General features: G+C 73.1%; 19 protein-coding genes. 6 read left to right on the top strand and 13 right to left on the bottom strand.

Features of this window, described 5'->3' with window-relative positions; all coding sequences use genetic code 11:
* Nucleotides 1-16: 16 nt before the first annotated feature.
* Nucleotides 17-790 carry a hypothetical protein gene (locus tag ASD18_RS11775; protein WP_056090936.1) on the bottom strand — a complete coding sequence of 258 codons (774 nt, stop codon included), beginning with the start codon at nt 788-790 and terminating at the stop codon, nt 17-19.
* Between the two features lie 108 nt (nt 791-898).
* On the opposite strand from ASD18_RS11775, the gene ASD18_RS11770 reads away from it, so the two are divergent.
* Nucleotides 899-1,885 (top strand): LacI family DNA-binding transcriptional regulator, encoded by a 987-nt coding sequence (locus ASD18_RS11770; protein ID WP_056090933.1) that lies wholly within the window; start codon nt 899-901, stop codon nt 1,883-1,885.
* 54 nt (nt 1,886-1,939) lie between these two features.
* On the opposite strand, the gene ASD18_RS11765 is transcribed toward ASD18_RS11770, so the two are convergent.
* From ASD18_RS11765 to ASD18_RS11745, 5 genes are all read right to left on the bottom strand, one after another.
* Nucleotides 1,940-5,299 carry a glycosyl hydrolase gene (locus ASD18_RS11765; protein ID WP_056092153.1) on the bottom strand — a complete coding sequence of 1,120 codons (3,360 nt, stop codon included), beginning with the start codon at nt 5,297-5,299 and terminating at the stop codon, nt 1,940-1,942.
* A gap of 432 nt (nt 5,300-5,731) precedes the next feature.
* On the bottom strand, nt 5,732-7,816 hold the full coding sequence (locus ASD18_RS11760) for a glycosyl hydrolase (RefSeq protein WP_235522334.1): 2,085 nt from the start codon (nt 7,814-7,816) through the stop codon (nt 5,732-5,734).
* Nucleotides 7,817-7,890: 74 nt separating this feature from the next.
* The gene (locus tag ASD18_RS11755; protein WP_056090927.1) at nt 7,891-8,622 is read right to left on the bottom strand and encodes an HlyD family efflux transporter periplasmic adaptor subunit; all 732 of its coding nucleotides are present in this window, start codon (nt 8,620-8,622) and stop codon (nt 7,891-7,893) included.
* A complete protein-coding gene (locus ASD18_RS11750) occupies nt 8,619-10,319 on the bottom strand; it encodes a glycosyltransferase (RefSeq protein ID WP_056090925.1) in 1,701 nt (566 codons plus the stop codon). Before ASD18_RS11750 ends, ASD18_RS11755 begins: the two co-directional genes overlap by 4 nt.
* A 282-nt stretch (nt 10,320-10,601) precedes the next feature.
* The gene (locus ASD18_RS11745) at nt 10,602-12,242 is read right to left on the bottom strand and encodes an FAD-binding protein (RefSeq protein WP_056092150.1); all 1,641 of its coding nucleotides are present in this window, start codon (nt 12,240-12,242) and stop codon (nt 10,602-10,604) included.
* Nucleotides 12,243-12,296: 54 nt separating this feature from the next.
* Between ASD18_RS11745 and ASD18_RS11740 the strand changes: the two genes are divergently transcribed.
* The 3 genes from ASD18_RS11740 to ASD18_RS11730 all read left to right on the top strand — a co-directional run bounded on the left by ASD18_RS11740 (nt 12,297) and on the right by ASD18_RS11730 (nt 13,879).
* Entirely contained in the window at nt 12,297-12,863 is a 567-nt protein-coding gene (locus ASD18_RS11740) for a TetR/AcrR family transcriptional regulator (protein ID WP_056090923.1), read from the top strand.
* 65 nt (nt 12,864-12,928) lie between these two features.
* Nucleotides 12,929-13,423, top strand: coding sequence for a CD225/dispanin family protein (locus ASD18_RS11735; RefSeq protein WP_156387946.1), 495 nt, complete (start codon nt 12,929-12,931; stop codon nt 13,421-13,423).
* Between the two features lie 69 nt (nt 13,424-13,492).
* Nucleotides 13,493-13,879, top strand: coding sequence for a Rid family detoxifying hydrolase (locus ASD18_RS11730; protein WP_056090918.1), 387 nt, complete (start codon nt 13,493-13,495; stop codon nt 13,877-13,879).
* Nucleotides 13,880-13,882: 3 nt separating this feature from the next.
* Here ASD18_RS11730 and ASD18_RS11725 read toward each other — a convergent pair whose 3' ends face one another.
* From ASD18_RS11725 to ASD18_RS11715, 3 genes are read right to left on the bottom strand one after another with little or no spacing between them, the layout of a single operon-like run.
* Complete coding sequence (locus tag ASD18_RS11725; RefSeq protein ID WP_056090914.1) at nt 13,883-15,313, bottom strand: glycoside hydrolase family 130 protein; 1,431 nt, start codon at nt 15,311-15,313, stop codon at nt 13,883-13,885.
* A complete protein-coding gene (locus ASD18_RS11720) occupies nt 15,310-16,311 on the bottom strand; it encodes a glycosyltransferase (protein ID WP_235522333.1) in 1,002 nt (333 codons plus the stop codon). Before ASD18_RS11720 ends, ASD18_RS11725 begins: the two co-directional genes overlap by 4 nt.
* A gap of 14 nt (nt 16,312-16,325) precedes the next feature.
* Nucleotides 16,326-17,456, bottom strand: coding sequence for a glycosyltransferase (locus tag ASD18_RS11715; protein ID WP_056090909.1), 1,131 nt, complete (start codon nt 17,454-17,456; stop codon nt 16,326-16,328).
* A 204-nt stretch (nt 17,457-17,660) separates the two neighbouring features.
* Here ASD18_RS11715 and ASD18_RS11710 point away from each other — a divergent pair, with 204 nt between their 5' ends.
* Both ASD18_RS11710 and ASD18_RS11705 read left to right on the top strand, forming a co-directional pair.
* Nucleotides 17,661-18,656, top strand: coding sequence for a glycosyltransferase family 4 protein (locus ASD18_RS11710; protein WP_082573808.1), 996 nt, complete (start codon nt 17,661-17,663; stop codon nt 18,654-18,656).
* Nucleotides 18,657-18,710: 54 nt separating this feature from the next.
* Entirely contained in the window at nt 18,711-19,694 is a 984-nt protein-coding gene (locus ASD18_RS11705; RefSeq protein WP_056090907.1) for a magnesium transporter CorA family protein, read from the top strand.
* Between the two features lie 4 nt (nt 19,695-19,698).
* Here ASD18_RS11705 and ASD18_RS21765 read toward each other — a convergent pair whose 3' ends face one another.
* The 4 genes from ASD18_RS21765 to ASD18_RS11685 are packed head-to-tail and all read right to left on the bottom strand — an operon-like array spanning nt 19,699 to nt 24,777.
* Complete coding sequence (locus tag ASD18_RS21765; RefSeq protein WP_056090905.1) at nt 19,699-22,191, bottom strand: CHAT domain-containing protein; 2,493 nt, start codon at nt 22,189-22,191, stop codon at nt 19,699-19,701.
* Nucleotides 22,188-22,643, bottom strand: a complete 456-nt coding sequence (locus tag ASD18_RS11695) for a hypothetical protein (protein WP_056090903.1) — start codon at nt 22,641-22,643, stop codon at nt 22,188-22,190. Before ASD18_RS11695 ends, ASD18_RS21765 begins: the two co-directional genes overlap by 4 nt.
* Nucleotides 22,640-23,245, bottom strand: coding sequence for an RNA polymerase sigma factor (locus ASD18_RS11690; protein ID WP_056090901.1), 606 nt, complete (start codon nt 23,243-23,245; stop codon nt 22,640-22,642). The genes ASD18_RS11695 and ASD18_RS11690 overlap by 4 nt, the downstream gene beginning before the upstream one ends.
* Nucleotides 23,242-24,777, bottom strand: coding sequence for a S8 family serine peptidase (locus ASD18_RS11685; RefSeq protein WP_056090899.1), 1,536 nt, complete (start codon nt 24,775-24,777; stop codon nt 23,242-23,244). The genes ASD18_RS11690 and ASD18_RS11685 overlap by 4 nt, the downstream gene beginning before the upstream one ends.
* Between the last annotated feature and the right edge of the window lie 60 nt (nt 24,778-24,837).

The raw sequence follows: 24,837 nt of genomic DNA, 5'->3' as shown, positions 1-24,837 counted from the left end.
GGCCACCCCTCCGGCGTCACGCCAGGTCGTCGGCCGTGATCGGGGCGAGTGCCGCGAGGGCGGTCGGCAGGTTCGCGGCCGTGTCCCGGTCGTGGCGGCGCTGGAACGCGGCCACGTCGTTCATGTCCTTCATCGGACGGGTGTTGCCGAGGACGCCCGCGAGGTGCCGCGCACGGTCCGTCTCGGCGGGCAGCGCCGCGACGAGCTTGTTGGTGTCCGGCACGGCCAGGCACCGCAGGGTCTGCTCCGGGTACCGCCCGAACAGCGACCACGTCCACCCCAGGTCGGCGTAGCGGCCGTCGCGCAGGGCGTGCGACCACACGCGGGCACGCTCCTGCCACTCCTGCGCGCCCAACCGCGGGCTGTCGACCGCGACGTAGGCGTACTCGTCGATGCCGTCGATCGCGAGGACGGCATCGCGGAGCTCGCACCGCTCGGCGTGGACGATCCCGAGCAGGGCGTCGTCCCGGTCGGGGTGGCCCAGGATCGTGACCGTCACCGCGAGGTCCGCCTGCCCGTACCGGGCGCGGTCGTCGCGGATGGCAGCCACGGTCTCGACGGCGACCTGCCGGGAGAGCGCACCCAGCGCCGACGCGGGCGCGGTGGCCTCGACCAGGCCGGGGAGGCCGAGACGGACGCGGTCGATGTGGTGGGCGACCCGGGCGGCGAGGGCCTCGTGGAACAGGCGGTCGGCGACGTCAAGGAGGACGGGCTTCAGTGCGGCCGGCAGGGCGAGCGGGTCGGCGGCCCGGCCCGTCAGCAGCAGACCACCGGGGACGTGGAGGCTCATGCCACCATCGTGCCGGGAGCCCGGCGCCACACCCTGGGACTACCGACCCACACCGACGCGCGCGGCTAGGGTTGGCGCAGATCTGCCGAGGGTCGTGAGGGAGGGTCCGTGCCGCGGTTGACGAGTGCCGACGTGGCGCGGGAGAGCGGCGTGTCCCGCACCACGGTCAGCTACGTGCTGAACGGCAAGAACGACGTCGCCATCCCCGAGGCCACCCGCCAGCGCGTCCGGGACGCCGCCGCGCGCCTCGGCTACACCCCCTCGGCAGCGGCCCGGACGCTGCGTTCCGGCCGGAGCGACCTCGTGCTCTGCGTCCTGCCCAACTGGACCATCGGACCGGTCATCGACACCCTGATGGACCACCTCACCACGGAGCTGGCGGCCCGGGGGCTGTCCGTCCTCGTGCACCACGACCGCGGTCCCCGCCCGCTCGCCGAGCTGTGGCGGGCGGTGACGCCGCGGGCGGTGCTCGGGCTCGCCCCGTTCGCCGAGGAGGACGAGCGCGCGATGCGCCAGGCGGGCATCCAGGTGGTTGGCAGCGCCCTCGACGAGGACGACCACCCGGGCACCTTCTCGGTCCCGCAGACCCGGATCGGGCGGCTGCAGGTCGAGCACCTCGCCGGTCGGGGTCACCGCGTGGTGGCCTACGCCGCACCGAGCGACGACCGTCTGGCCGCGTTCGCGGACCGCCGGCTGGCCGGGGTGGTGCAGGAGTGCGAGCAGCTCGGCCTGCCCGCGCCGAGGGTCCAGGTCGTCGACCTCGACGTGGCATCCGCCGCCGCGGCCGTCCGGAGCTGGCGCGCGGGTCCGGACCCCGTCACGGCGGTCGCCGCCTACAACGACGAGGTCGCGCTCGCCGTGCTCGCCGGGCTGCGGGCCGAGGGACTGCGCACACCGCAGGACGTGGCCGTCATCGGGGTCGACGACATCCCCGCGGCGCGGCTCGCCGCCCCCGCCCTGACGACCGTCTGGCAGGCCATCGACGCGCAGGCGACATACCTGGCCGCCGCGGTGATCGCCGCGCTCGACGACGCCGTCGACCCCCCTGCGCAGCCGAGCGACGTCTTCCACGTCATCGCCCGCGACTCCACCTGACACGCCGACGGCCCGGCGACGCGTGAGCGCCTCCGGGCCGTCGACGACCACGCGCTAGCTGAACGTGAACCAGTTGACGTTGACGAAGTCGGCCGGCTGCCCGGAGTCGAACGTCAGGTAGACGGTGTGGGTGCCCGTCGTGCCCTGGATGTTCGCCGGGACCGTCTGCCAGACCTGCCAGCCGCCCGTGCTCCCGATCGCGAAGCTGCCGATCGACGGACCCGTGAGGCTGTCGAGCCGCACGTTGACCAGCCCGCTGACGCCACCGGCGGCGCCCGACGCGACCCTCGCCCGGAACGTCGACCTCGGCGTGCTGCCGAAGTTGACGTTGTCGAACCGGACGTGGTCGCCGTTGCCGATCCAGGCGATGTTCTCGCCGCCGTCGGTGTCCTGCGTCGCCTCCTTGGCGACGCCCGCCATGCCGTTGTACGCCTCGGCCTGGATGCGCGACGTGGCGTCGATCCCTGTCGAGGTGCCCGTGGTCGTGACGGACACGGACGTGCTCACGCCGGACCGGTTGCCCGCCGCGTCGTACGCCCGCACGGTGAACGCGTACCCGGTCGAGGGCGACAGTCCCGTGACCGTGTAGCTCCGGTTCGCCGTCGAGGCGATGACGGAGCCGTTGCGCAGCACGTCGTAGCCGGTGACCCCGACGTTGTCGGTGGACGCCGACCACGCGAGCGTCGTCGCCGACGAGGTGGTGCCGGACGCCGTCAGCCCGGTGGGTGTCGACGGTGCGACGGTGTCGGACCCGCCGGACGTGGTGACGCTCACCGTGCTGCTGCTCGCCGACCGGTTGCCTGCGCCGTCGAGCGCGCGGACGGTGAACTGGTAGACCGTCGAGGCCGCGAGGCCCGTCGCGGTGAAGGTGGTCCCCGTCGCGGTGCCGACGACGGTCCCGTTGCGGAGCACCTCGTAGCCCGAGACCCCGCTTCCGCCGGCGTTGTCGGTCGACGCCGACCACGACAGGTTCGTCGAGGACGACGTCGTGCCGGAGGCGGAGAGCCCGGCCGGGACGGAGGGCGCGGTCGTGTCCGTCGGGACGCTCACGTTCGAGCTGGCGACGGACCGGGCCGGCACGGCGAGCGTGACGCCGTTGGAGAAGGTGACGGTGATCGCCGACCCGCTCATGTTCGCCGCCTGGTACGTCCGGACGCCGTTCTTGACGAAGACCGCGTGCAGCGGGGTGTTCGCCGTGACCGACCGGTCGACGGTGCCGAGCCCGGACAGGCTCTTCAGCCAGTAGAACGTGTGCGCCCGCGACTCCCCCTCCTCGATGGCGTAGCTGTTCGCCTCGGCGCGGAACTGCGAGAGCGCCGTGGGGGCGTCCGCCAGCGCCTGGAACTCCCAGATGATGTCCTTCCACACCGTCGCCGGCCCGCCGTTGTTGCGTTCGAGCTCGGCGATGTTGCGGGTGACGTACGACGGGTTGTACCCGAGGTACAGGTGCCCGGCGGTGCTGGGCAGCAGGTTGATGCCCTGGATCATCTCCGGCTCGGCGCTGAACCACGTCGAGTACGAGCCGCCGTCGCCCCAGACCATGCCGACCGTGGAGTGCCCGAACGCTGCCGGGAACGCCTCGTCGTCGGTGTCGAACCAGTAGTTCTCGATGGCCGACGCCTGCGTCGTGTACAGGTAGATGCCCAGGTCACGGACGGTGGTGTTGCCGGTCGCCTGGCCCCACTGGATCAGGCCGCTGGCGAAGTTCATGCCCTCGGACGACGACTCCTGGTTGTTGCCGGCCCCGAACGCGCCGTGCCCGGCGGCCCAGTCGTGGCCCGCGTAGATGTCGAAGTCGCGCAGGAACGGGAAGCGGGTGTCCGTGCGGTCCCAGTTCGCCGCGTCCTTGATGACCGTGTTGACCATGCCGCCGTATGCGGAGGTCGCGGCCCAGGCCGGGTCGAACTGCGCCACGGTGGCCGCTCCGACCACGTAGTAGCCGTAGTGGAAGTGGTGGTCGTTGAGGTCGGTGTCCGAGCCGTAGGAGGCCGGGTAGCCGATCAGCGTGCCCCAGGACGGGTTGTACCAGAACGAGCGGGTGGTCTCCCCGGGTGAGGCCGTCATCCAGTCGGTCAGCCGTGTCCTCATGGAGCTGACGAGGCTGTCGCGGGCGGCGGTGTTGCCGGTGAGGTTGGCCATGTGGGCGACCTGCGAGATCCGCCCGAACGCCTTGCCCGTCCAGTAGGTGTCGTCGCCGAACCCGGCGAACGGGTCGCCGGACGCGACCTGCGAGATGTAGCCGTTGAGCTGGCTCGCGTCGGCGGACCCCGCGGCGAACCCGGTGTTGGCCAGCTGCGGGAGCACGCCGTTGAACGTCGAGACCGTCTGGAACTGCGAGCTGCCGATCACGACCCGCATGGGGCCGCGCGGGGAGATGTACGAGTACGGGCTGAGCGTCGCGCCCGTGAGGTTGTCGCGCTGGTGCGGGTAGAGCGCGTAGACCGTGCCGGTGCCGGAGCCCTGACGCGCGGTCGTGGTGAACGCGTAGGTCGCGGTCATCCGGGACGTCGACTCGTTGTAGGACCACGACACCTTGGTCCCGGTCACGTGGTTGTGCGCGTAGGGCGCGTAGGCGTTCAGGGCCGCGACGCGGTCGGCGTTGCTGCTGCTCGGCTGCGTGGGCAGGACGGCGACCGAGAAGAACGTGCCGCCGTTCAGCGACGAGCTGATCGTGTTCCCGGAGACGGTCCACGTGGAGCCGGTCGGTCCGAAGGCGGCGTAGTCGTGGCCGTTGATGGTGTACCCGATCGCACCGTTCCCGGTGGTCCACACCGTCGGGGCCGCGGTGCCGGCCAGCGAGGCGTTGCCGCCGGTCTTGGTGGCGTACACGAACGGCAGGCCGTGCCCGAACGTGGTCCGCAGGCTGCTGCTGCCGTTGGTCCACAGCTCGCTCACGGTCCAGTCGGAGTAGCCGTCGACCTTGCCGTCGGCGTCGAGGCCGGCGATCCCGAGCCGGAAGTCCTCGGCGTAGTTGTAGTGGTACTCCCCCACGCCCGTCGCGGTGCCGGAGATGCTCGCCGTGGTGGGGTAGCTCACCCCGAGCCCGTTGGTGTACGCGTGGAACGACAGCGGGTGCGCCATGAGGTTCTCGGAGATCGAGGCGCAGTTGAACTTGCGCCACAGCAGCGAGGTCCACCAGTCGTTGGTCGGGATGGCGCCGGCGGGGAAGTTCGCCGTGACGTGCGCCCGCGGGTTGGTGACCGGCGTGCCGTTGCACTCGGTGGGCACGGCACCGCCGGTCGGGGTGCCCTCGGCGTAGCTGCCCGAGCCGACGGTCACCGCCTCCGCGCGCGAGACCGGCAGGACGATCGCCTGCACCAGGTACGCCAGCATGGCGCCGACGGCCACCATGGCCACGAGCCGGCGGCGGTCCAGGGTGCGATGGGAGGGGGTCGGTCGTGCGTGAGCTGACATCCTGCGGTCTCCGATCAGGTGCGGCACGCCCGCCGACGAGGGTCGGCACAGCGGGCCCGGGGGGCGCGGTGACGCAGCCGTCCGGCGACAGCCGCGGTGAGCGAGCGGGCCGGCAGGACGAGCGCAACGCTGCGCTCGGCCGGGTCGGCCCCGGCTGACTCTCGCCAGCCTGTTCGGTGCGTGATCCGAGTGCGGGAAACGGGGTCCGCCGCCGGATGCATCGGCACGAGACCCTCGCGGAGGGACGTCCTCGCCGGTGAGGTTCCTCCTGAGTGACTCGTGTCACTACTGTGTGACCCCAGAGTCGGACCCCGCGGCAACAAAGTCAAGCGCTCGTTCGACTGACACCTGTCACTCTCCCGACGGAACGGGCACGGACACGGCACGACGCCCGCCCCCGTGAACGGGAACGGGCGTCGTGGGAGGTGGCCGTCAGCCTCCGGAGCCGGCCTGCGCGGACGCGATGAACGCCAGCATGGCTGATCGCGAGCTCCCGTCGTCGACCCCCACGTCCGGCAGGCTCACCGCCTCCTGCCAGGCCGCCGCCGCGTCGTCCGCGCCGGCGAGCGCCCGGTACATCAGCAGGTAGCCGCCGAACTGCACGCCGTACCCGCCCGGTGTCGCCTCCTCGACCGAGGCCCGGATCTGCTCCGGTGTCACCCCCTCGGCCATGCCGGACTGCACCGGGCCCATCGGGATGAGCTGGATGCCGAGGATGGCGCTGGGCTCAGGGCTGAACCACGTCGCGTAGTCCCGCTTGCCGCCCCAGTTCAGGGACACCATCGTGTGCTCGAAGCCCTCGAACTGCTCGAGGTCCGGCGCCGTCCAGTACGTCCGGGCGGTCAGCGCCTCGGTCGACGCCAGCCAGGTGGCCTCCGTGGCGAGCTCCGGCTGGTCCGACGCCTGCGCCCACAGGCCCAGGCCGTTCCACGCGGTGACCGCCTCGGACGACGACTCCTGGTTGTTCCCGTCGGCGAACGGGGAGGTGCCCGACGCCCACGAGTGGCCGGCGTACGGGTCGAACGACCGCAGCTGCGGCAGCTCGTCCGACGGGAGTGCCGCCGCGATGTCCTGCGCGAGCAGGTTCATCACCGGCGCCAGCCGGGCCGCCAGTGCCGGGTCGTCCTGCGCGAGCAGACCCGCCGCCGCGAGGATGTAGCCGTAGTGGAAGTGGTGGTCGTTGAGCTCGTCCGACCCGAAGGACGGGGTGAGCCCGATCGCCGAGCGCGCGGTCTCGTCGTACACGACGCACCGAGCGTCACGGCGGGTGCACCCGTCCGGCTCGGCCCACTCCGTCAGCGCGTCGACCGTCGTGGACCTCAGCTCCGCCACGACGTCGGGCACCCCCAGCTGCTCCCCGAGCACGACGAGCGACGCCGCACGGTTGAGCGCCTTGCCGCCGAAGTACGTGTCCGACGGGAAGGCCGGGGTGCCCGCGACGTCCGTCGCCAGCGCGTCGACGATCGCCGCGCGCTGGTCGTCGGAGATGCCGTCCAGGTCGAGCTCGCGCGCCGCGGGAACGGCCGGCGCGAACGACGACAGCTGCGACCCGGCGCACAGCTCCAGGTCCCCGTAGACGCTCGGGTAGGCGCCGAGCCCGCAGTCCGTGCGCTCCGGCTGGTCGCCGACGCGGTGGTGGGGCATGAGCACGTACGCGGTCGGCGATCCCCCGGCGGTGCGGTAGGTGAGGGTGGTCCGGGCGACGGTGTCGTCCACGCCGTAGGTCACGTCGACGCCCGTGACCGGGTCGGCCGCGGCGGTCCGCAGCGCGGTGGCGGCCTCCGGAGTGGCGTCCGGCGGCAGCGCGTACCAGGACGCGCTCTCTCCGGCGCCCAGGGTGGTCGACCCGCCGTCGGTCGTGCCGCCGACCAGCCCCCACTGCGACGTGCCCGCGTCCGCGGTAGCGGCGCCGTCGTCACCGGGCGCGAACGTGCCGCCGGCCACCGTGGAGCCCAGTGTCACGTCCTGCGCCGCGGTGAAGCTGACGAACGGCGAGCCCGCCGCCAGCACGACCTTGCCGAGCACCGCGCCCGACGCGTCCAGCAGGTCGATCGTCACGCTCACCGGGTCCGCAGCGCTGACCTGCGCGGAGGTAGCCCCGGCGTCCACGGTCACGGCCGGGACGTGCGGCGCGATGATCACCTTCGCGTCCACCGTCGGTGCGGGCAGACCGAGCGTGAAGCCCGAGTCGGTGAGCCCGAACGACAGCGGCTCGGCGAACACCGGCTGCGGCTGGTCGCCGAACACCAGGCCGCTGTACCAGCGGTTGCTGGGCGGCACCACGCCGGGGGCGAGTCGCACGGGATCGATCTTGGCCACCGCCTCGGCGGGGACCGCGGCGACGAGCGCTGCGGAGTCCACCTCGGGCGGGGTCGCGTCCGGCGGGCCGCTCACGTCGGAGACCGGGGCCGACCCGGGTCCGGCAGCACCGTCACCGTCCGCGGTCTCGTCGTCGTCCGCCCAGGGCGCGACCACGACGAGCACCGCGGCCAACGTGACCACGACGGCTGCGGCCACGCCGATCACCCACCACCGCCGGCGCGACGTGGGCGGGGGGCGTACCTCGGTCAGGGGTCCTGTCGTTCGAGTCGTCATCCGAAGAGTCCTCCCACGTAGGTCTTCACGGCGGCCGCGGTCCGCGTCACCAGCCCGTCGTTCTCCAGGTGCAGCTCGGCGGTGACCGGCGTGCCCGCGGACACGAGCCCGTTCTGGGCCCCGTCCTCGAGGGAGTCGCCGGACAGGATCAGCACCGCCTGGGCGGCGCCCGCGACGGTCTCGACCTTGACCTCCGAGACGTGCACCGTGATGGCGCTCTGGTTGGGCAGCACGACCGAGACGGTGGCGTCGTCCGCCACCCGTGCGTACTCCTTCGGGGTGAGGGTGTACTCGGCCTGCACGTACAGCGTGTCCGCTCTCTGCACGGTGGCCAGCTGGGTGGCCGACTGGACGAAGGTGCCGCGCTCGGAGGCGATCTCCGTGACGACCCCGTCGCCCGTGGCCAGGACCACGAGGCGTCCGTCGGCGTCGATCTGCGTCGCCTCGGTCGACGTGCGCGCGAAGCCGTTCTTCACGTCGTACTGCAGCGTGGCCGAGTCGATCACGAAGAGCGGGTCGCCGGTGCTCACGGCGTCACCGACGTCGACGAGCTGGTCGACGACGAGTCCCGCGTACGGCGTCCCGACGCCGTAGGACTTGGCGAGGATCTGTGCGGAGTCGCTGACGGCGACCCCGCGCGTCTGGTTCAGCTGGTAGGTGGCGAGGGCGCAGAGGACGAGCACGAGGATCATCCCCGCGAACAGTCGGATGCGGCTGGTCCAGGTCATGCGGCACCTCCGGGGAGTGCGGTGGCGAGGACGGGTGCGTCGGCGTGGCGCGGCGTGCGCTGCGCCCTGACGGCCGCGCGAGCGTGGTGCCCTTCCCTCCAGGCGGTGACGACGAAGCCTCCGAGGATCAGGGTGTTGGTGGCGTTCCACGCGACGGCGAGGCTCGGGTACCCGTTGCCGAGGTCCTTCCACACCCCGACCACCGTGGTGATCAGCAGGAACTGGAAGAACAGGACCTGCGGCACCATGAACGCGAACGGCGACCGGTAGGCGCCCTTCTGGCCGGTCACGTGCCACTTCTGGTCCCTGCGCAGCACCGCGTTGACGAGCGCGCGGGTGTAGATCGGGAACGACACGGCGGCGAGCAGGAGCACCTGCCACCGGAACGACCCGAGCGTGTAGAACGCCACGAGGATCTGCATCACGTAGAAGCCCGCGTAGTAGAGCAGCCACGTGAGCGGCGTGATGGTCAGGTTCATCGGCGTCAGGTTGAAGTAGATCTGCAGCGGCGGCACGAGGATCAGCAGCAGCGGCGCGATGCCCGTGAGGTAGTGGGTCGACGTCACCAGGTACTGCAGCCGCTGGTCCATGGTCAGGTTCCGCTTCGGGGACAGCGGGTTGTGGGTGAGCATGATCTCGAAGCCGCCCGTCGCCCAGCGCAGCTGCTGCTTGGTGTACGCCTCGACGGTCTCCGGGGTGTCCCCCACGGCCAGCTCGGTCGGGATGTAGACCGTCCGCCAGCCGTTCTCGTGGAGCATGAGCGACGTCCAGACGTCCTCCGACTTGGAGTCGGAGTAGATGCCACCGATCGAGTCCGCGGCCGCGCGCCGGTAGATGACGTTGGTCCCCACGGAGAACGCGGCGTTGAACCGGTTCCGGCCCGGCTGGATGAACTTGTAGAACACCGACTGCATGTAGCCGGCGCCCTTCGAGATGACGGTGTCGAGGTTGCCGTACACCTGTGGCGTCTGCACGAAGGCGACGTCGTCGGTGGCGAAGAACGGCACGGTCTCGTGCAGGAACTGCGGCAGCGGCACGAAGTCGGCGTCGAAGATGACGAAGAAGTCACCCTTGGCGATCGACAGGGCGTGGTTGATGTTCCCCGCCTTGGCGCCGTTGCTCGACAGCCGTCGGACGTAGCGCGCCCCGAGCTGGGCCGCGAGGTCGCGGACCGCGTCGGACCGGCCGTCGTCCAGGATCCAGGTGTCGTGCCGGCCCTGCATCGCCACCGCGGCGGAGACCGTCCGTCGGATGGTGGCGAGATCCTCGCCGTACGTCGTGATGAAGACGTCGACGCTGATCGGCCACTCCTGCAGGTACATCCGCCATGCCTGCGGCTGCTTCTCCGTGCCGTCGCGGATGATCTCCGCCAGGTCGTAGAGGCGATCCTGGGCGTGGTGGAAGGCGAAGCCGCGGGGGTTGTGGCCGCTGGACAGCACGGTCCACATCGCCAGCAGGGCGTGCGCCACGAGCACGGACTCGGCCACCATCACCAGCGTGTACGGCAGCCAGTCGCCCCGGTTGGCCGGGTTGAGCAGGAAGACCGCGTAGATGATCACGCCGGCGCAGGCGAGCAGGACGAGCAGCATGAGGGACGGGCTCTGGGCCGACTCGTTCTCGGCGGTCCGGGTGGGTTTGATCGTCAGCTGCTCGGTGCGTCGAGGTTCCAGCAGGAGCTTGTCGAACGTCGTTGCCATGGGGTCGCACCCTTCGGTCGTCCGGTCGGACGGCCGGGTGGACTCACGGGTCCACCTGACCGGTGTGACGGCGACGCTGGCGCCAGGAGCACGGAAGGCGACGGCCGTCGGGACTCCGGTGTGACCGGATCTCGACTGGCGCCGCCGCCTCTGTGTTGTGCAGGACGCTACGTACTGTGCGTAGGTCTGTCCACAAATGGCACCGTGCAGGATGTCACAGGGTGAGATCTGGTCCCACGAGATGACATGGACGCCTGTCCTGTGCGACAGGCGCGGGGGTCCTCAGCTGCGGTCGCGGCCCAGGTGGCGGGCGGCGCGCAGACCGAACACCGTGGCCGGTCCGATGGTCGACCCAGGGCCCGGGTAGGTCCGACCCATGACCGAGGCGGAGTTGTTGCCGGCCGAGTACAGCCCCTCGATGACCGAGCCGTCCTCGCGCAGCACGCGGGCGTCCGCGTCGGTGACCACGCCGCCCTTGGTCCCCAGGTCGCCCACGACCACCTGGAACGCCGTGAACGGCCCCTTCTCCAGCGGGCCCAGGCACGGGTTCGGGTGCACGGTCGGGTCGCCGTAGTAGCGGTCGTACGCCGAGTTGCCGCGGCCGAAGTCGGCGTCGACGCCGGACCGGGCGAAGCCGTTGAACCGCTCGAACGTCGCCCGCAGCCGCTCGGCGTCGATCCCCATCTTCCTGGCCAGCTCTCCCGGGGTCGCCGCCTTGACCATCGTCCCCGCCTCCGCCATGGCCTTGGTGGCGCGCGGGTCCATCGCATAGCTGCGCAGGTACCGGCGGGCGTGGCGCGTGTCGGCGACGATCCAGTAGGTGCCGTCCCTGTCGTGCTCGAGCATGTGGTGGCCGAGGTCGACGTACGACTCGGACTCGTTGGCGAACCGGTCCCCCTCGGAGTCCACCAGGATCGAGTAGGGCATCGAACGCTCACCGACGAGGAACCCCGGGCTCTCACCCGGCGCGGGGGCCACCGAGGCGCCCCACCACGCGTCGTCCATGAGCTCGACCGCGGCACCGAGCTCCTGGGCGAGGTCGAGCGTCGCCCCGAGGTTGCCCGGGTTGCCGGACGGGTGGCCGTCGATCCCCTGGTACTTCTGCCGCAGGACGGTGTTGTGGTCGAACCCGCCCGCGGCGAGGACCACGCCGCGGTTCGCACGGATCGACACGGTCTTGCCGCCCTGCGTGGTGCGGACGCCGACCACGCGTCCGTCCTCGACGACGAGTTCCTCGAGCGGGGCGTTCAGCCAGAGAGGCGTGCGCTGCTTCTGCACCACGATGTCGAGGAACGAGCACGCCAGCGCCGCGCCCGTGCCGACGAGCTTCTTGCCGCGCACCGCACCGCCGAGGGTGCGGAAGACGAACTGGGCACCGCGCACGAACCCCGAGGGTGTGGACCAGGAGCGGCCGAGGAGCCAGACGTCGTCCGTCTTGAGCGGCAGCGGCATCATCGCCCGGGTGGTCCGCCACCACGCGCCGATCTTCCGGGCGTCGAACGGCTCGACCTCGACGGCTCGGCCGATCTTCCCGCCGGGCAGCTCGGGGTAGTAGTCCGGGTAGTCGGCGGCGCGGGCGAAGCGCATGCCGTACTTCTCGGCGGTGGTGACGAAGTCCGCGACGCCGTCGACGAACGCCTCCTTGCGCTCCCGCGAGGTGGCCAGGTAGTCGTCGCCGACGGTCGCCTCCAGGTAGGTCAGCGCCTCCTCGCGCGAGTCGCCCGCGCCGGCGCGCTGCATGACCGGGCTGTTCGGCAACCACAGGCCACCGCCCGACATCGCGGTGCTCCCGCCCCACTTGTCGGTGGACTCGATCATGAGCACGCTCAGCCCCTCGTCGGCAGCGCCCATGGCTGCGGCGAACCCCGCGCCGCCGGAGCCCACGACGACGACGTCGTAGGTGTGGTCGAAGAGATCCGGCATCGAGTGCTCCTTCGGGTAACCGGACAGCATTGTCCGGATGTCTAGGATGCCATCATGCCCACGCCGCCGCGCACAAGCAACCGAGGTCCGGCCGCCGCGCCGGAGAACCGGCGCGCCATCCTGGACGCCGCCCGCCGGGTGTTCGCCGACCGCGGCTACCACGCCCCGTTGAGCGCCATCGCGCAGAGCGCCGGGGTCGGCCAGGGCGTGCTGTACCGGCACTTCCCGACCCGGCTCGACCTGGCGTTCGCGGTGTTCGAGGAGCACCTGGCCGAGCTCGAGGCGATCGCCGCGCTCCCCGACGACGACGCGTTCGTGCGCCTGTGGTCACGGCTCGTGGAGCTCACCGTCGAGGAGTCCGCCTTCGTGGAGATGTTCCTGGACGCCCGCCGCAACCTGCCGGAGACCGACATCGGCGAACGCCTGCCGGCCTTCGTCGCCGCGACACTGCCGCGTGCGCAGGCCGCGGGGCTGGTCAGTCCCCGGCTGAGCGTGGCGGACGTCCTCCTCGCGCAGCGCATGGTCTACGGGGTGGTGGCGACGTCCCTGGGGGCCGCGCAGGCGAAGGAGTCGGTGGACCAGGCGCTCGTCCTGCTGCGACCCCTGCTGCTGCCCGGATAGACACAGCCACGTCCCAGGCGACGGTCCTACGGTGGAGTGCACAGTCGCGTCGCACGGGAGGAATCATGACCACCGAGCCGAGTCCCAGCGCCACCCCCGACCCGCTCGCAGGCGGCCCGGCCACCAGACCGATCCCGGCCCCCGCTCCCCCGCCCCCTCCCGCGCAGTACGTCCCCGGGCCGCCCGCCCCTCCCCAGCGCCCGGAGCCGTCCGCACCCGTCGGGTGGGTGATCGCGGGCATGATCCTGTTCTGGCCGACGGGCATCCCCGCCCTCCTGGCCTCGCACCGCGCCGCCCGCGCGTTCGGCGCCGCCGACACCGAGGTCGCCCAGCGGGAGTCGGCCAACGCCCGCAGGTGGGGGATCATCAGCGTCTGCGTCGGAGCGGCCCTGATCGCCGCGTCAGTGCTCCTCTCGATCCTCTGGGCGGTGGTGGCCGCGGTGGCCATCCGCGAGGCGGTCGACGACGGTGGGTGGCAGCGCGGCCCCGACTGGACGTTCGAGATGCCCGACGACTCGACCCACCCGGGGATGCCCGAGCGCGGTGGCCCCGACCGGTAGCACCCCTCCCGCGTCGGGCACGGGCGGAGGACGATGGCGAGCGTTCCTCCCACCAGCCCAGGAGACGCCATGACCCGACAGAGCGTGCACACCGACGCAGCGCCCGCAGCACTCGGTCCCTACAGCCAGGCGATCGTCGCGGGCGGGTTCGTCTTCTGCTCGGGCACGGCCGGGATCGACCCGGTCACCGGCGAGATCCCCGACGGCATCGAGGCGCAGACCGACCTCGCCCTGCGCAACCTCGCGGCGACGCTCGAGGCTGCAGGCTCGTCGATGGACGACCTGGTCAAGACCACGATCTTCTACGCCGACGTGGCCGACTTCGGCGCCCTCAACGCGGTGTACGCGCGGCACATGCCCACCCCGCCGCCGGCGCGGTCGGCGCCCGCCAACGTGATCCTGCCGCGCGGCCTGCTCGTCTCCATCGAGGCGGTCGCCACGGTGTCAGGCGCGTAGACCTCAGCCCGCGAGGATCTGCGTGAGCAGCTGCGGCACGTCCACCAGTGCGACCCGGATGGCCGCGTCGCTGCAGCCGTACGGCAGGACGAGCGTGTCCCCGTGCAGCAGCGCCCCGCACGTGTAGACGACGTTCGGCACGTACCCGTCGCGCTCGTCCGCCGTCGGCGTCAGCAGCGGCGACCGGAGGCTGCCCCGCACGCGTCGGGGGTCGTCGAGGTCGAGGAGCATCGCGCCGATCCCGTACTGGCGCATCGGGCCGACGCCGTGCGTGAGCACGAGCCAGCCCTCGGGCGTCTCGATCGGTGACCCGCAGTTCCCGACCTGGATGATCTCCCAGGCCCACACCGGCGCACTGAGGGTGCCCAGGTCCTCCCAGTGCAGCAGATCGGTGGACGCCGCCAGCGAGTTGCTCTCGCGGTCCCATCGCGACAGGGCGAGGTACTGCCCTCCGACGCGGCGCGGGAAGAGGGCCATGCCCTTGTTCTTCGCGCCGGGCCCGGACAGCCGGCGCATCCGGAACGTGGTGAAGTCGTCGGTGGCGACCAGGTGCGGCGCCACCGACTCGCCGTCGAACGCGGTGTAGGTGCCCAGGTAGCCGCGCTGGCCCTCGGTGTGCTCCACCTCGACCAGCCGGAGGTCCTCGATGCCGTTGCGCTCGGCCGGGCTGCCCGGCAGGAGCACCCGGGAGTCGACCGAGCTCGCGGTCTCGAAGGTCGCGTCGTACGAGCAGGACGCGAGCCACGCGAGGCGCGGGCTGCCCTCGACCGCGGCCGCCGTGAACGACGCCGGCAGGGCGCGGAGCCGGGCGGCGGCGTCGGCAGGATCCCCGGCGAGCTCCTCGTTCTGCCGCAGCAGCTCGTCCCGGGCGTGCTCGATGCCGTGGCGGACCGCCACCGACGTCGTGGGCCCGGGGGCGTCGAACGTGACCACGTCCGCGGCGTCGACCACACCGGTGCGCAGCTCCACGCAGGAGACGTGCCCCTCGCCCACGCCGCGCACGCTCATGACGAACCGCGTCGAGCCCGCCGGCAGACCGCTCTGGTCGGGGTGCGCCACCATCGACGGGTTGAACAGGGCGGCCGACTCGATCGCGTACTCCTGGCTCATGCAGGCACCGATGAGCCGGCGCCGCTCGAGCGAGAGGCCGTCCGCGCCCTCGACGTGCCCGGCCACCAGCGCGAACCGCTCGTCCAGGAGCTCGACCAGGTCGTCGTGACGGGCGCTGAACGAGGTCAAGACGTCGATCAGCGCGGCGTCCACCTCGTCGTCGGGGAGCGCCAGGAGGCGCGCCAGGACGACCGCGCGACGCGACAGGCCGGCGCCGTGGATCTCCTCGCCCGGGAGGAAGGGGGTGCTCACCACGCGCGAGGGGTCGGGGCGCAGCACGTGCGGCGTCCGCTGCAGGAGGGGACGCGCGTCGACGAGCGTCATGCGACCGCCTGCACGAGGGAGAGCCGGCCGAGCTGGAGGGTGGACAGGGCGGCGAGGGTCGACTCCGCCCCCTGGTTCTGGTTCACGCCGTCCGCGTGGAGCCCGTCGAACCCGCCGCCCGACAGCGCGTCGTAGAGCGTCGCGCCACTGTCGTTCTCGCCCAGGAACCACCCCACGCAGCGGCCCAGGTACGCCAGCCAGACCTCCTGGCGCGTCGCCCGGAACGCCCGCCAGCACGCCTCCGCCAACGCAGCGACCTCGATGGGCTGCTGGTCGAAGCCGGGACGCTCGTCACCGTCCTGCCAGCCGCCCGCAGGCGTGAGGGACAGGTGGTCGTCGTGCGTCTCCTGCGCGACGAGCCAGTGCAGGAGGTCGAGCCCGCGCTGGAGGGTGGCGTCGTCGTCCAGCGCCGCGCCGAGGGCGATCAGGGCCTCGGGGAGCACGGCGTTGGCGTAGCTGAGCCGCTCGTCCGGCCACGGCCACGCCGGGTCGGTGGCGGGTCGGGCGAGCATGGTCCGCGCATCGGCCAGCAGCACGCGGGCGGCTGGCTCCCCCGGCGCGACCGCGAGCACCTCGGCGGCGCCGAGCGCCGCGTAGGCCATGGCGTGCCACCAGGGCGAACGCTGGCGCATGCCGACCACGGCTGCGTCGAGCGCGGCCCGCCGCACGCGGGGGTCGCGCGTCGCGCCGGCCGCCGTGCCCAGCGCCCACAGGGCACGCCCCCAGTGGTCCTCGACGGTCGCGGCGTCGGTCCAGCGCCCGGACAGGTCCCGGCGGTTGTGGAACCGCCCCAGGCCGTCCTGGGCGAACAGGGTGAACCGCAGGTAGGTCGCCGCGAGCTGGTCCACCTGGGGCGACGGACGCAGCTGGCGGGAGGTCACCACGAGACCCCGGGCGACGTCGTCGAGGCAGTAGCCGTGCTCCGGGCGCGGCTCCGTGAGCAGGGCGTGCTCGAACAGGCCGATCGGCGTGCTGAGGTGGGCCAGGTGATCGAACACCGGTGCCGGGTACATCAGGCGGCCGACCGGGTGCGCGCGTGCAGCAGCTCGGCACCGAGCCCGAGGTACTGGCCTGCGACCGCGGTCCACGACAGACCGGGCGCCAGACCCCGGGAGGCGGCCGACATCGAGCCGGCCAGCCCGGGCTCGGTCAGCACGCGGCGGAGCCCGGCCCCGATCGCGGCCGGGTCCCGACGAGGGACGAGGATGCCCGCGCCGCCGGACAGCAGCTCGACCGCGTGGGGGAACGCCGTCGACACCACTGGCTTGCCGGCGACGACCGCCTCGGTCAGGACGCCGGAGGTGACCTGGTCGGGCGAGTCGTAGGGCAGCAGCACGACGTCGGCAGCCGCCACGATCCGCTGCAGGGTCGGGACGTCCAGGTAGCGGTCGTCGAACTGCACCACGGCGCCGAGGCCGAGCCGGTCGACCAGCCGCTCCAGGCGGTGGCGGTAGGCCTCACCGCTGCGCTCGAGCACCTTGGGGTGGGTCTGGCCGACGATCCGGTAGGTGGGACGCGGTCGCAGGTCGGACAGGCCCGCCAGCGCCTCGAGCGCCCACTCGATCCCCTTGCCCTCGCCGAGCAGCCCCCACGTCAGCACCGTGGGAGCCGTCCGCGGCGCGGTGACGGACTCGTCCTGGACACGGTTGTCCCGGGCGCCGTGGGCGATGACCGTCACGGACTCGGGGTCGACGCCCCAGCCGGCGATGAGCCGCTGGCGGCCCGCCTCGGTCATCGTCACGGTGACGGACGACGCGGCGACCACCCGCGCCAGCACCTCGTGCTGGTGCGCGGTCGGGTCGGCCAGCACGGTGTGCAGCACCGTGATCACCGGCACGCGGACACGCGCGAGCACGTCGAGCACGTCCGCGCCGTCCGGTCCCCCGAAGATCCCGTACTCGTGCTGGACGAGGGCCACGTCGCAGGCGTTGAGCGCCGCAGCCGCGTCCCGTGCCTCGTCGGGCTTCCCGGTCACCAGCTGGTGCGAGACGAGCGGCACCGGCGGCTGCAGGGAGTCGACCACGCGCACCACCGACACGTCGGCACCGGCCCCGACCAGGTGGGTGGCGAGCGCGGACGAGAAGGTGGCGAGGCCGCACTGCGTGGGAGGGAAGGTGGACAGGACGCCGAACCTGATGGCCATGGAGGCCCTTCGCACTGATGGTGCAATGCAGCGGAGTGCGCTACCGACCTCGGGCGGGGCCTGATCGACATCCCCGGGCGTCCTGGCCGGCCGGTCGTGCTCACAGCCGGGCCTGGCACCGCCTCGCTAGGATACCAGCCGTGGTCAGGCGGCCCCCGTGACCTCCGACCTCCCCAGCCGTGGAGGCACCCCGTCAAGATCGCCGTGCTCGCCTCGATCGCGCACCGCACGCCACCCCGCTCCTACGGGCCGTGGGAGCAGGTGGCCTCGACCCTCGCCGAGGGGTTGGTGGCCCGCGGTCACGACGTCACCCTGTTCGCCACCGCCGACTCGCTCACCCGTGCCCGGCTGCATGCCGAGGCGCCGGCCGGGTACGAGGAGGACCCGTCCATCGACGTCAAGGTGTGCGAGGCGCTGCACATCGCCGCGGTGTTCGAGCGGGGTGCCGAGTTCGACGTCATCTCGAACCAGTTCGACTTCCTGCCGCTCAGCTACAGCCGACTCGTCGACACCCCGGTGGTGACCACCATCCACGGCTTCTCGTCGGACCGGATCCTGCCGGTCTACCGCGCCTACGACGACATCGCGCACTACGTCTCCATCAGCGACGCGAACCGGCACCCGGACCTCACCTACGACGCGACGATCCACCACGGCGTGGACCTCGCACAGTTCACGCCCGGTCCCGGCGACGGCGGCTACCTGCTGTTCCTCGGTCGCATCCATCCCGACAAGGGCACCCACGTCGCGGTCGAGGTCGCCCGCCGGTCCGGCATGCCGCTCGTCATCGCCGGCGTGGTGCACGACGAGACCTACTTCCGGACCTTCGTCGAACCGTTCGTCGACGGGTCCCGGGTGCGCTTCGTGGGATCCGTCGGGCCTGCGGAGCGGGACCGCCTGCTCGGCGGTGCCGCCGCCCTCCTGCACCTGATCGACTTCGAGGAGCCGTTCGGTCTGTCCGTGGTCGAGGCCCTCGCGGCCGGCACACCGGTCGTCGCGACACCGCGGGGGTCGCTGCCGGAGCTGGTCCGCGACGGAGTGACCGGCTTCCTCGTCGTCGACGCCGACCAGGCGGTCGCTGCGGTGGGCCGCCTGCCCTCGATCGATCGGCACCGGTGCCGACGCGAGGCCGAGAGCCGGTTCAGCGCGGCGCGCATGGTCGACGACTACGAGCGGCTGTTCCGGGCCGTCGCGGGCTGAGGGCGCGACACCCGTCGGACCGCAGCATGATGGCGGGAGGACGGGAGGCCGACCGTGGACGTGCACCACCTCACCGACGACGGCGTACGCGAGTGCTCGGTCGACGAGCTGCCGGCACTGCTCGCGGGACGCGTCGGGCTGGTCTGGGTCGACATCCCCACCTGGGACGCGGAGGCGGAGGACGTGCTGACCCGGGTGTTCGGGCTGCACCCCCTCGCCGTGCACGACTGCGAGGTCCGCAACCGGCTGCCCAAGGTGCACGCCTACCCCGACTCGCTGTTCTTCGTGCTGCACGCACCCGAGCGCGGCGAGGGCGGGCACGTGCACCACGTCGAGCTCGACCGCCTGATCGGCCCGCGCTACCTGGTCACGGTGCACGGTCCGGTCAACCCGGCCGTCCCGCTGGACGTCGCCCTGCGGGACACCCGCGAGGTCCTGGACCGGATCCGTGCCGGACGGCTGCGGCCCCGGACGTCGTTCGACATCTCGCACGCGATCGTCTCGACGCTCACCCGGCGGATGGAGAAGTTCGTCGAGGAGCTCACCGCCGACGTGTGGGAGCTCGAGCGGCGGGTGACGGCCGGTGCCTACGACGACCCGGAGAAGTTCCTCGACGAGATGTTCCGCACCCGCCACGGTCTGCTGGCCGTCCGCACGATCGCCGCGCAGACCGCCGAGATCTACCGACGGGTGGCCGGCCTGCAGCGCGCGGTGCCGGAGGAGAGTCGCCACCTCGTCGGGGACCTCGTCGACCAGTTCGACCGGATCGCGGGTCTCGCCGTCGAGGAGAAGGACTACCTGCAGGGGGTCATCGAGTTCTACCGCGCCCGCACCGAGACGAAGATGACGATCGCCGCCGAGCGGCTCGCCGTCATCGCCGTGGTCACCCTGCCGATCACGGCCCTGGCCTCGGTGCTCGGGATGAACCTCATCGTCAACCAGCACACGACGGTCGTGCCGCTCGTCGGCGCTCTCGCCGTGATGATCGCGATGTCGGGCAGTCTGCTGTGGTGGGCCAAGCGGCAGGGCTGGTGGTAGCGCCTCAGCCTGATCCGAAGCACACGAAGCCGGTCACGTCCGCGGCCCCCGCGGCGGCCAGTGCGGCCGCCGGGCGAGCTCCCGCGAGCAGGCGGGCGTGCAGGTCGACCATGAGGGGCAGCGCCGCGTCGTCGGTCTCGCGCGTCACGCTGGCGATCACCGTGCGCGAGCCGGAGGCGAGCAGGGCGCTCGCGGTGCCGAGCGACTCGTCGCCCGGACGTGTGTCGTGCAGGCCCAGGTCGCAGCACGAGAGCACGACCAGCTCCGGCGGGTGCGGCAGCCGGAGCAGGTCGTAGCCCATCAGCGGACCGTCGGCCAGCTCCAGGCTCGAGAAGAGCGGGTTGTCCGCCTCGTGGCGGCCGTGCGCGGCGGCGTGCACCACCCCCGCGCCGGGGAGCGCGGCCCGGGTCGCGTCCACCGTCGCCCGCTCGCCGACGAGCCGGCTCGTCGGTCGCCGCGCCGCACTGAACAGGTCCGAGATCGCCACCACCTCGGCCTCGCCGCGGGACGTTCCGGGCCCGGAGACCAGCACGCTCGGTCGATCGGGCGACCGTGCGGCGGAACGGTCGAGCCAGCTGCTCGCCGAGACGGCGACGGTCACGGGTCGCCCGTGCGTCGCCGGCAGGGCCGACCACGGGACGGTGAGCAGCCCACCCGTCGGGACGACGACGAGGTCACGGTCCCCCACCAGCGCGAGGAGCGGGTCGAGGACCCGTCCGCTGAGCGCGGCGGCGTCCCCCGTACCGGCCGCCCGCACGCCGGAGCGCAGGTCCGCGGGCAGCCCGCCGGCCAGGACGTCGAGGTCCGCCCGCAGCCGCGCGGTCGCCTCCTGCGCCTCGGCCAGCGGCCCGAGCGTCACGAGGCGCGCCCGGGACCGGGTGGCGACCAGGGCCCTGAGCACCCCTGCGCTCTCCACGTAGACGACCAACGCCGCACCGTCCAGGGCCGCCTGCACGCGCGACAGGGACGCGACGCGCTGCGCCACGCCCGTGCCCGGGGCCGCCCACGTCCGGCGGCGGAGCTCGCCGCCGAGGCGCGCCCGGCGCTGCCGGAGCTCGGCCGTGGGGCGACCGTCGAGCTCCGCGCGGGCCAGGGCGACGCCGAGGGCACGCAGGTCGCGCCACGCACCCTCGTCCTCGTCGCCGAGGACCGCCGGCCGGGTGAGCATCGCCTGCGCGCGCGCCAGCTCCGCCCAGCCGAAGACCTCGGCCGGTCTCCCCGTCGCGAGAGCATCCGCGAGCCCCGCTCCCGCCAGCTCCCTGCCGAGCAGCGCCGCCCCGCCCTGCAGGTCCAGCGCACCCAGCCGGGAGCGCCAGCGGTGCAGGGTGGCCAGACCGCGGCGGCGCTCGCGTGCGGCCACGCGCGGCAGTCCCTCGGCGGCTGCCGCGTCAGCACGCGCCGCACGCTGGAGGAGCCGCGCCTCGAGACCGGCTCCCCGGATGCTCGTGGCAGCGAGCAGCCGTCGCGACTCGTCCGGACGCCCTGCCGCGGCGTGCACTCGAGCCGCCACCAGCGCGGCAGCCCGCGCGTCCTCGCGCATCCCGAGCGCCGCCAGGGTCTGGTGCAGCTGCTCGGCCCGGTCGGCCGTGCCGTGCCGACGACGCTCCTCCGCTGCCGCGCCCCGCAGGTCCATGAGCTCGGCCCGCGCGGCCCACCGCACGTTCCCGCGACGCAGGAACACCGTGCGCGCACCCCTCGCGAGGCGGCGGGCGTCCCCCGGCCGTCCGCCGAGCAGTGCCGCCGCGGCGCGCGCGAGCTCACCCTCCGCAGCGTCCTGGAGCGATCCCTGCGCGCGCAGGGACTCGACCGCGGTCGCGAGCTCGCGCTCGGCCTCGGTGACCAGGCCGGCGGCGACCAGCACCCGGCCGCGGTCGAGTCCGAGCATCGCCAGGATCCCGGGCAGGAGTCCCTCGTACAGCCGCTCCGCCTCCACGTAGTGGTGCAGCGCGGACGGCAGGTCGCCAGAGAGATAGTCGAGGAAGCCGAGGTCGTGCACGGCCTTCGCGACGAGCACCTCCGCGCCCTCCCGCCGGGCCAGCGCCAGGCACTGGTCGAGATCCGCTCGCGCCGGTCCGAGCCGCGCGGCGCCCATGTGCACCACCGCGCGGTTGACCAGCACCTTCGCGACGAGCACGGGCTGGGCCTGTACGTCGAGGCTGGCCAGTGCGACGCCGTACTCGGCGAGGGACTCGTCGTCGCGCCCGGCCCGGCGCAGCAGGATGGCCCGCTGCGCGTGCGCGATCGCGCGCTCCTGCGGAGGCAGCAGGCCGGTCGCCGCGGCCAGGAGCTCCAGGCCGGCCCCGAGATGCCCGGCCTCGGCCTCCGCCATCGCCAGGCTCACGCTGACCCGGCCGCGCAGGTTCTGCTCGCCGTCGCGGTCCTGCGCGGGGTCGCCGAGGGCGCGCAGCGCGGCCCGCAGCAGCCGAGCGCCCGCAGCCGGGCGCATGTCCTCGTTGGCGGCGACGCCCGCCGCGTACAGGTCGGCGGCGCGGCTCACAGCTCGACGGCGGACGTCACCACGACCCCGTCCGGTGTTCGCACCACCAGCCGCACGGCGCCTGCCGGGACCTCCTCGAGCACGAACCGACCGGAGGCGTCGGCACCCACCACCAAGGCCCCTTCCGGCAGCTGCAGCTCGACCTCGGCCGCCCGGCCGGGCAGCAGCCAGCCGTCGACCCGGCGCGCTCCGCTCGGTCCCTCCGCCACGCTCAGCAGGACGGTGAGCGCCTCGGCCTCGAACCGGAGGGTGCGGACGCGGCTCGACGCCCGGGCGCCCGGCGCCACCGTCGCGTCCTCGACCAACCGGGCCACCTCGGCGTCCAGCTGCGAGGCACCGAGCGCGAGGACCACGAGCTGGTCGAGCACGGGCGGCGGCGGGTCTGTCTCGTCGAACCCGGCGCGCAGACCGGCGAGGATCCGCTCGTCCAGGACGTCCGGCCACTCGTTCATAGCGCCTCCCACAGCGGGTCGGCCAGGAGGAGCTCGCGCAGCTTGGTCAGGCACCGCCCCCGCGTGGGGCCGATGCTGCCGTGCGGCATGCCCATGGCCTCCGAGATCGCGGTGTAGTCCGGACGGTCCACCTGGGCCACGACCCGCAGAAGCTGCTGGCACCGCTCGGAGAGCTGAGCGAAGGACCGCCAGAGGCTCCGCGCCCGCTCGTGGGCCACGAGGTCGTCGACGACGTCGGGACCGGGGTCGTCCGGGAGCTCGACCGTGTCCGTCGGGATCAGCTGGCGGGACCGTCGGTGCACCTTCATCGCCTCGTTGCGCGCGACCGTCGTCAGCCATCCGGCGAGCGCCTCGGGCACACGGATCTCGTGGAGGCGGCGGACGAGCTCCAGCCACGTCGTCTGCACCACGTCCGCGGCGGTCGACGCGTCGAGCCCCTGCGACCGGGCGACGTGCCACAGGAGCGGGTTCAGGTCGTGCACCATCTCCTCGATGGCGGCGGAGTCGCCCGCTCGCGCCCGGACGAGACAGGCGGCGAGCCTCTCCCGGCGGCTCGCGCGGGCGTCGACGGGGGCAGCCGGTGGTTGCAGGTCCTGTGTCATCGCGTCCCCAGCACGGTCTCCCGGGCGCGGGCCACCCGGGCGAGCACCGCGTCCCGGTGCACCGAGGCGCTGTCCGCGTCCTGCGCGACGGCCTGCGCGAACCTGCCCGCGACGATCGCCGCCGCGAAGGAGGTGCCACCCCAGCGCGCCGTGCCGGTGGCCATGTCGTCCGGGTCGAACGCCCAGGGCTGCCCGGTCGCGCCGGAGAGCTGCTCCGCACCGAGCACCCGTCCGAACGACGCCGGCATCGCACTCACGACCGCGGACCCCCGCTCGTAGTGCTGGACCCACGGCCCATAGCTGCTGAACGCCGCGAGCGAGCCGTCCGGGTTGGTGGCACCCACGCTGACGAGTGGCACCGCGGGCAACGACTCCGGCGTCGCCAGGGCGGTGAGTGCGGCGGGGAAGACCGGCACGCGGTCGGACCTGTTCCCCGCCGCGGCGACCACCTGCACGCCCAGCTCGCCCAGCTCGCCGAGCAACCGACGGACCTGCACGGGGTGCTGGTCTTCGGGATCGTCGTCCTGGTAGCCCCAGGCCAGGCACACCACGTCGACGAACGCGGCCGGCTCCTCGGTCGCCCGCCGCACCCGGTCGAGCAGCCACGTGAGCGCGGACACCGACCGGCCCGGCGGGAAGAACCCGTCCGCGTCCATCGCCTGCAGCGAGAGGAGCCGCGCCGACGGGCCGTACTGCCGCACGAGCCCGGCGACGAACGTGCCGTGCCCGGCCGCGTCGTCCAGAGCGCCGTCCTGGTCCACGTTGCCCACCCGCGGCCCGGGCAGCTCCTCGGCCGGGGACCAGCCGAGGTCGAGCGCGTCGGTGACGAGCGGACCGTCCGGCCCCGTGAACCAGGCATGCGCGGCGATCCCCCCGTCCACGACCGCCACCACCGGCGGGCGTGCCGGCCGGACGGTGTCGGGCGGCGGCACGAGCGGGCCCACGTCGACGGCCTCGCGGACGGCGCCGGCGAACGGGCTGCGCACCGCGAACGGGCTCCGGACCGCCAACGGCCGGCGGGAGTCGACGAGGCTCCGCAGCGCGAAAGGGCTCCGGACCGCGAACGGGCTGCGCACCGCGAAGGGGCTCCGGACGGCGAAGGGACTCCGCACGGCCGCGAAGGGACTCCGCACCGCGGTGGCTTCCTCGAGCAGCCCGGTGCGGTCGTCACGCTCGGTGACGGGCCGCAGCGACGCCAGGGCGCGGGCGAGCGCGCTGTCGATGCCCGCCGGGTCGTCGCCGTACGCCGGCAGGTGCGCCTGCAGCGCCACGCCCGCCTCGGCGGCCGGCATGCCGGAGACCCGGAGGGTCCGACGTCCCGCCACGACGGTCTCCGCGGCGAGCGAGGCGGCGAACGGCAGCAGGAGCTCGTTGAGCCGGGCGAGGACCTCGTCCGTGAGCGCGGCGGCCTCGGCGGTGAGCAGCGCCTCGCTCGGCCGGACCCCGTCGCCGACTGGTCCGGGATCGGCGTGGGTCACCCCCGCCGCAGGCTCGGCCGGTCGGTACCACCGCGTGTCGTCGTTCCCGGTCATGAGTCGGCCTCCGTCGGACGATCCACCCTCGTCTCAGGTTAGGGTCGCGCCCCAGCGCCG

Origin of the sequence: Cellulomonas sp. Root137, assembly GCF_001426725.1 — a bacterium.
In the GTDB taxonomy this organism is placed as follows: Bacteria; Actinomycetota; Actinomycetes; order Actinomycetales; family Cellulomonadaceae; genus Cellulomonas.
Note: the sequence above shows the minus strand (reverse complement) of the source record. Positions and strands in the feature narration are given on the sequence as shown.

Coding starts and splice junctions, on each gene's coding strand:
- ASD18_RS11730 (WP_056090918.1), top strand. CDS start 13,493: ATGACCCGACAGAGCGTGCACACCGACGCAGCGCCCGCAGCACTCGGT.
- ASD18_RS11695 (WP_056090903.1), bottom strand. CDS start 22,643: ATGAACGAGTGGCCGGACGTCCTGGACGAGCGGATCCTCGCCGGTCTG.
- ASD18_RS11735 (WP_156387946.1), top strand. CDS start 12,929: ATGACCACCGAGCCGAGTCCCAGCGCCACCCCCGACCCGCTCGCAGGC.
- ASD18_RS11755 (WP_056090927.1), bottom strand. CDS start 8,622: ATGACCTGGACCAGCCGCATCCGACTGTTCGCGGGGATGATCCTCGTG.
- ASD18_RS11725 (WP_056090914.1), bottom strand. CDS start 15,313: ATGACGCTCGTCGACGCGCGTCCCCTCCTGCAGCGGACGCCGCACGTG.
- ASD18_RS11685 (WP_056090899.1), bottom strand. CDS start 24,777: ATGACCGGGAACGACGACACGCGGTGGTACCGACCGGCCGAGCCTGCG.
- ASD18_RS11715 (WP_056090909.1), bottom strand. CDS start 17,456: ATGGCCATCAGGTTCGGCGTCCTGTCCACCTTCCCTCCCACGCAGTGC.
- ASD18_RS11690 (WP_056090901.1), bottom strand. CDS start 23,245: ATGACACAGGACCTGCAACCACCGGCTGCCCCCGTCGACGCCCGCGCG.
- ASD18_RS11750 (WP_056090925.1), bottom strand. CDS start 10,319: ATGGCAACGACGTTCGACAAGCTCCTGCTGGAACCTCGACGCACCGAG.
- ASD18_RS11740 (WP_056090923.1), top strand. CDS start 12,297: ATGCCCACGCCGCCGCGCACAAGCAACCGAGGTCCGGCCGCCGCGCCG.
- ASD18_RS11745 (WP_056092150.1), bottom strand. CDS start 12,242: ATGCCGGATCTCTTCGACCACACCTACGACGTCGTCGTCGTGGGCTCC.
- ASD18_RS11765 (WP_056092153.1), bottom strand. CDS start 5,299: ATGTCAGCTCACGCACGACCGACCCCCTCCCATCGCACCCTGGACCGC.
- ASD18_RS11775 (WP_056090936.1), bottom strand. CDS start 790: ATGAGCCTCCACGTCCCCGGTGGTCTGCTGCTGACGGGCCGGGCCGCC.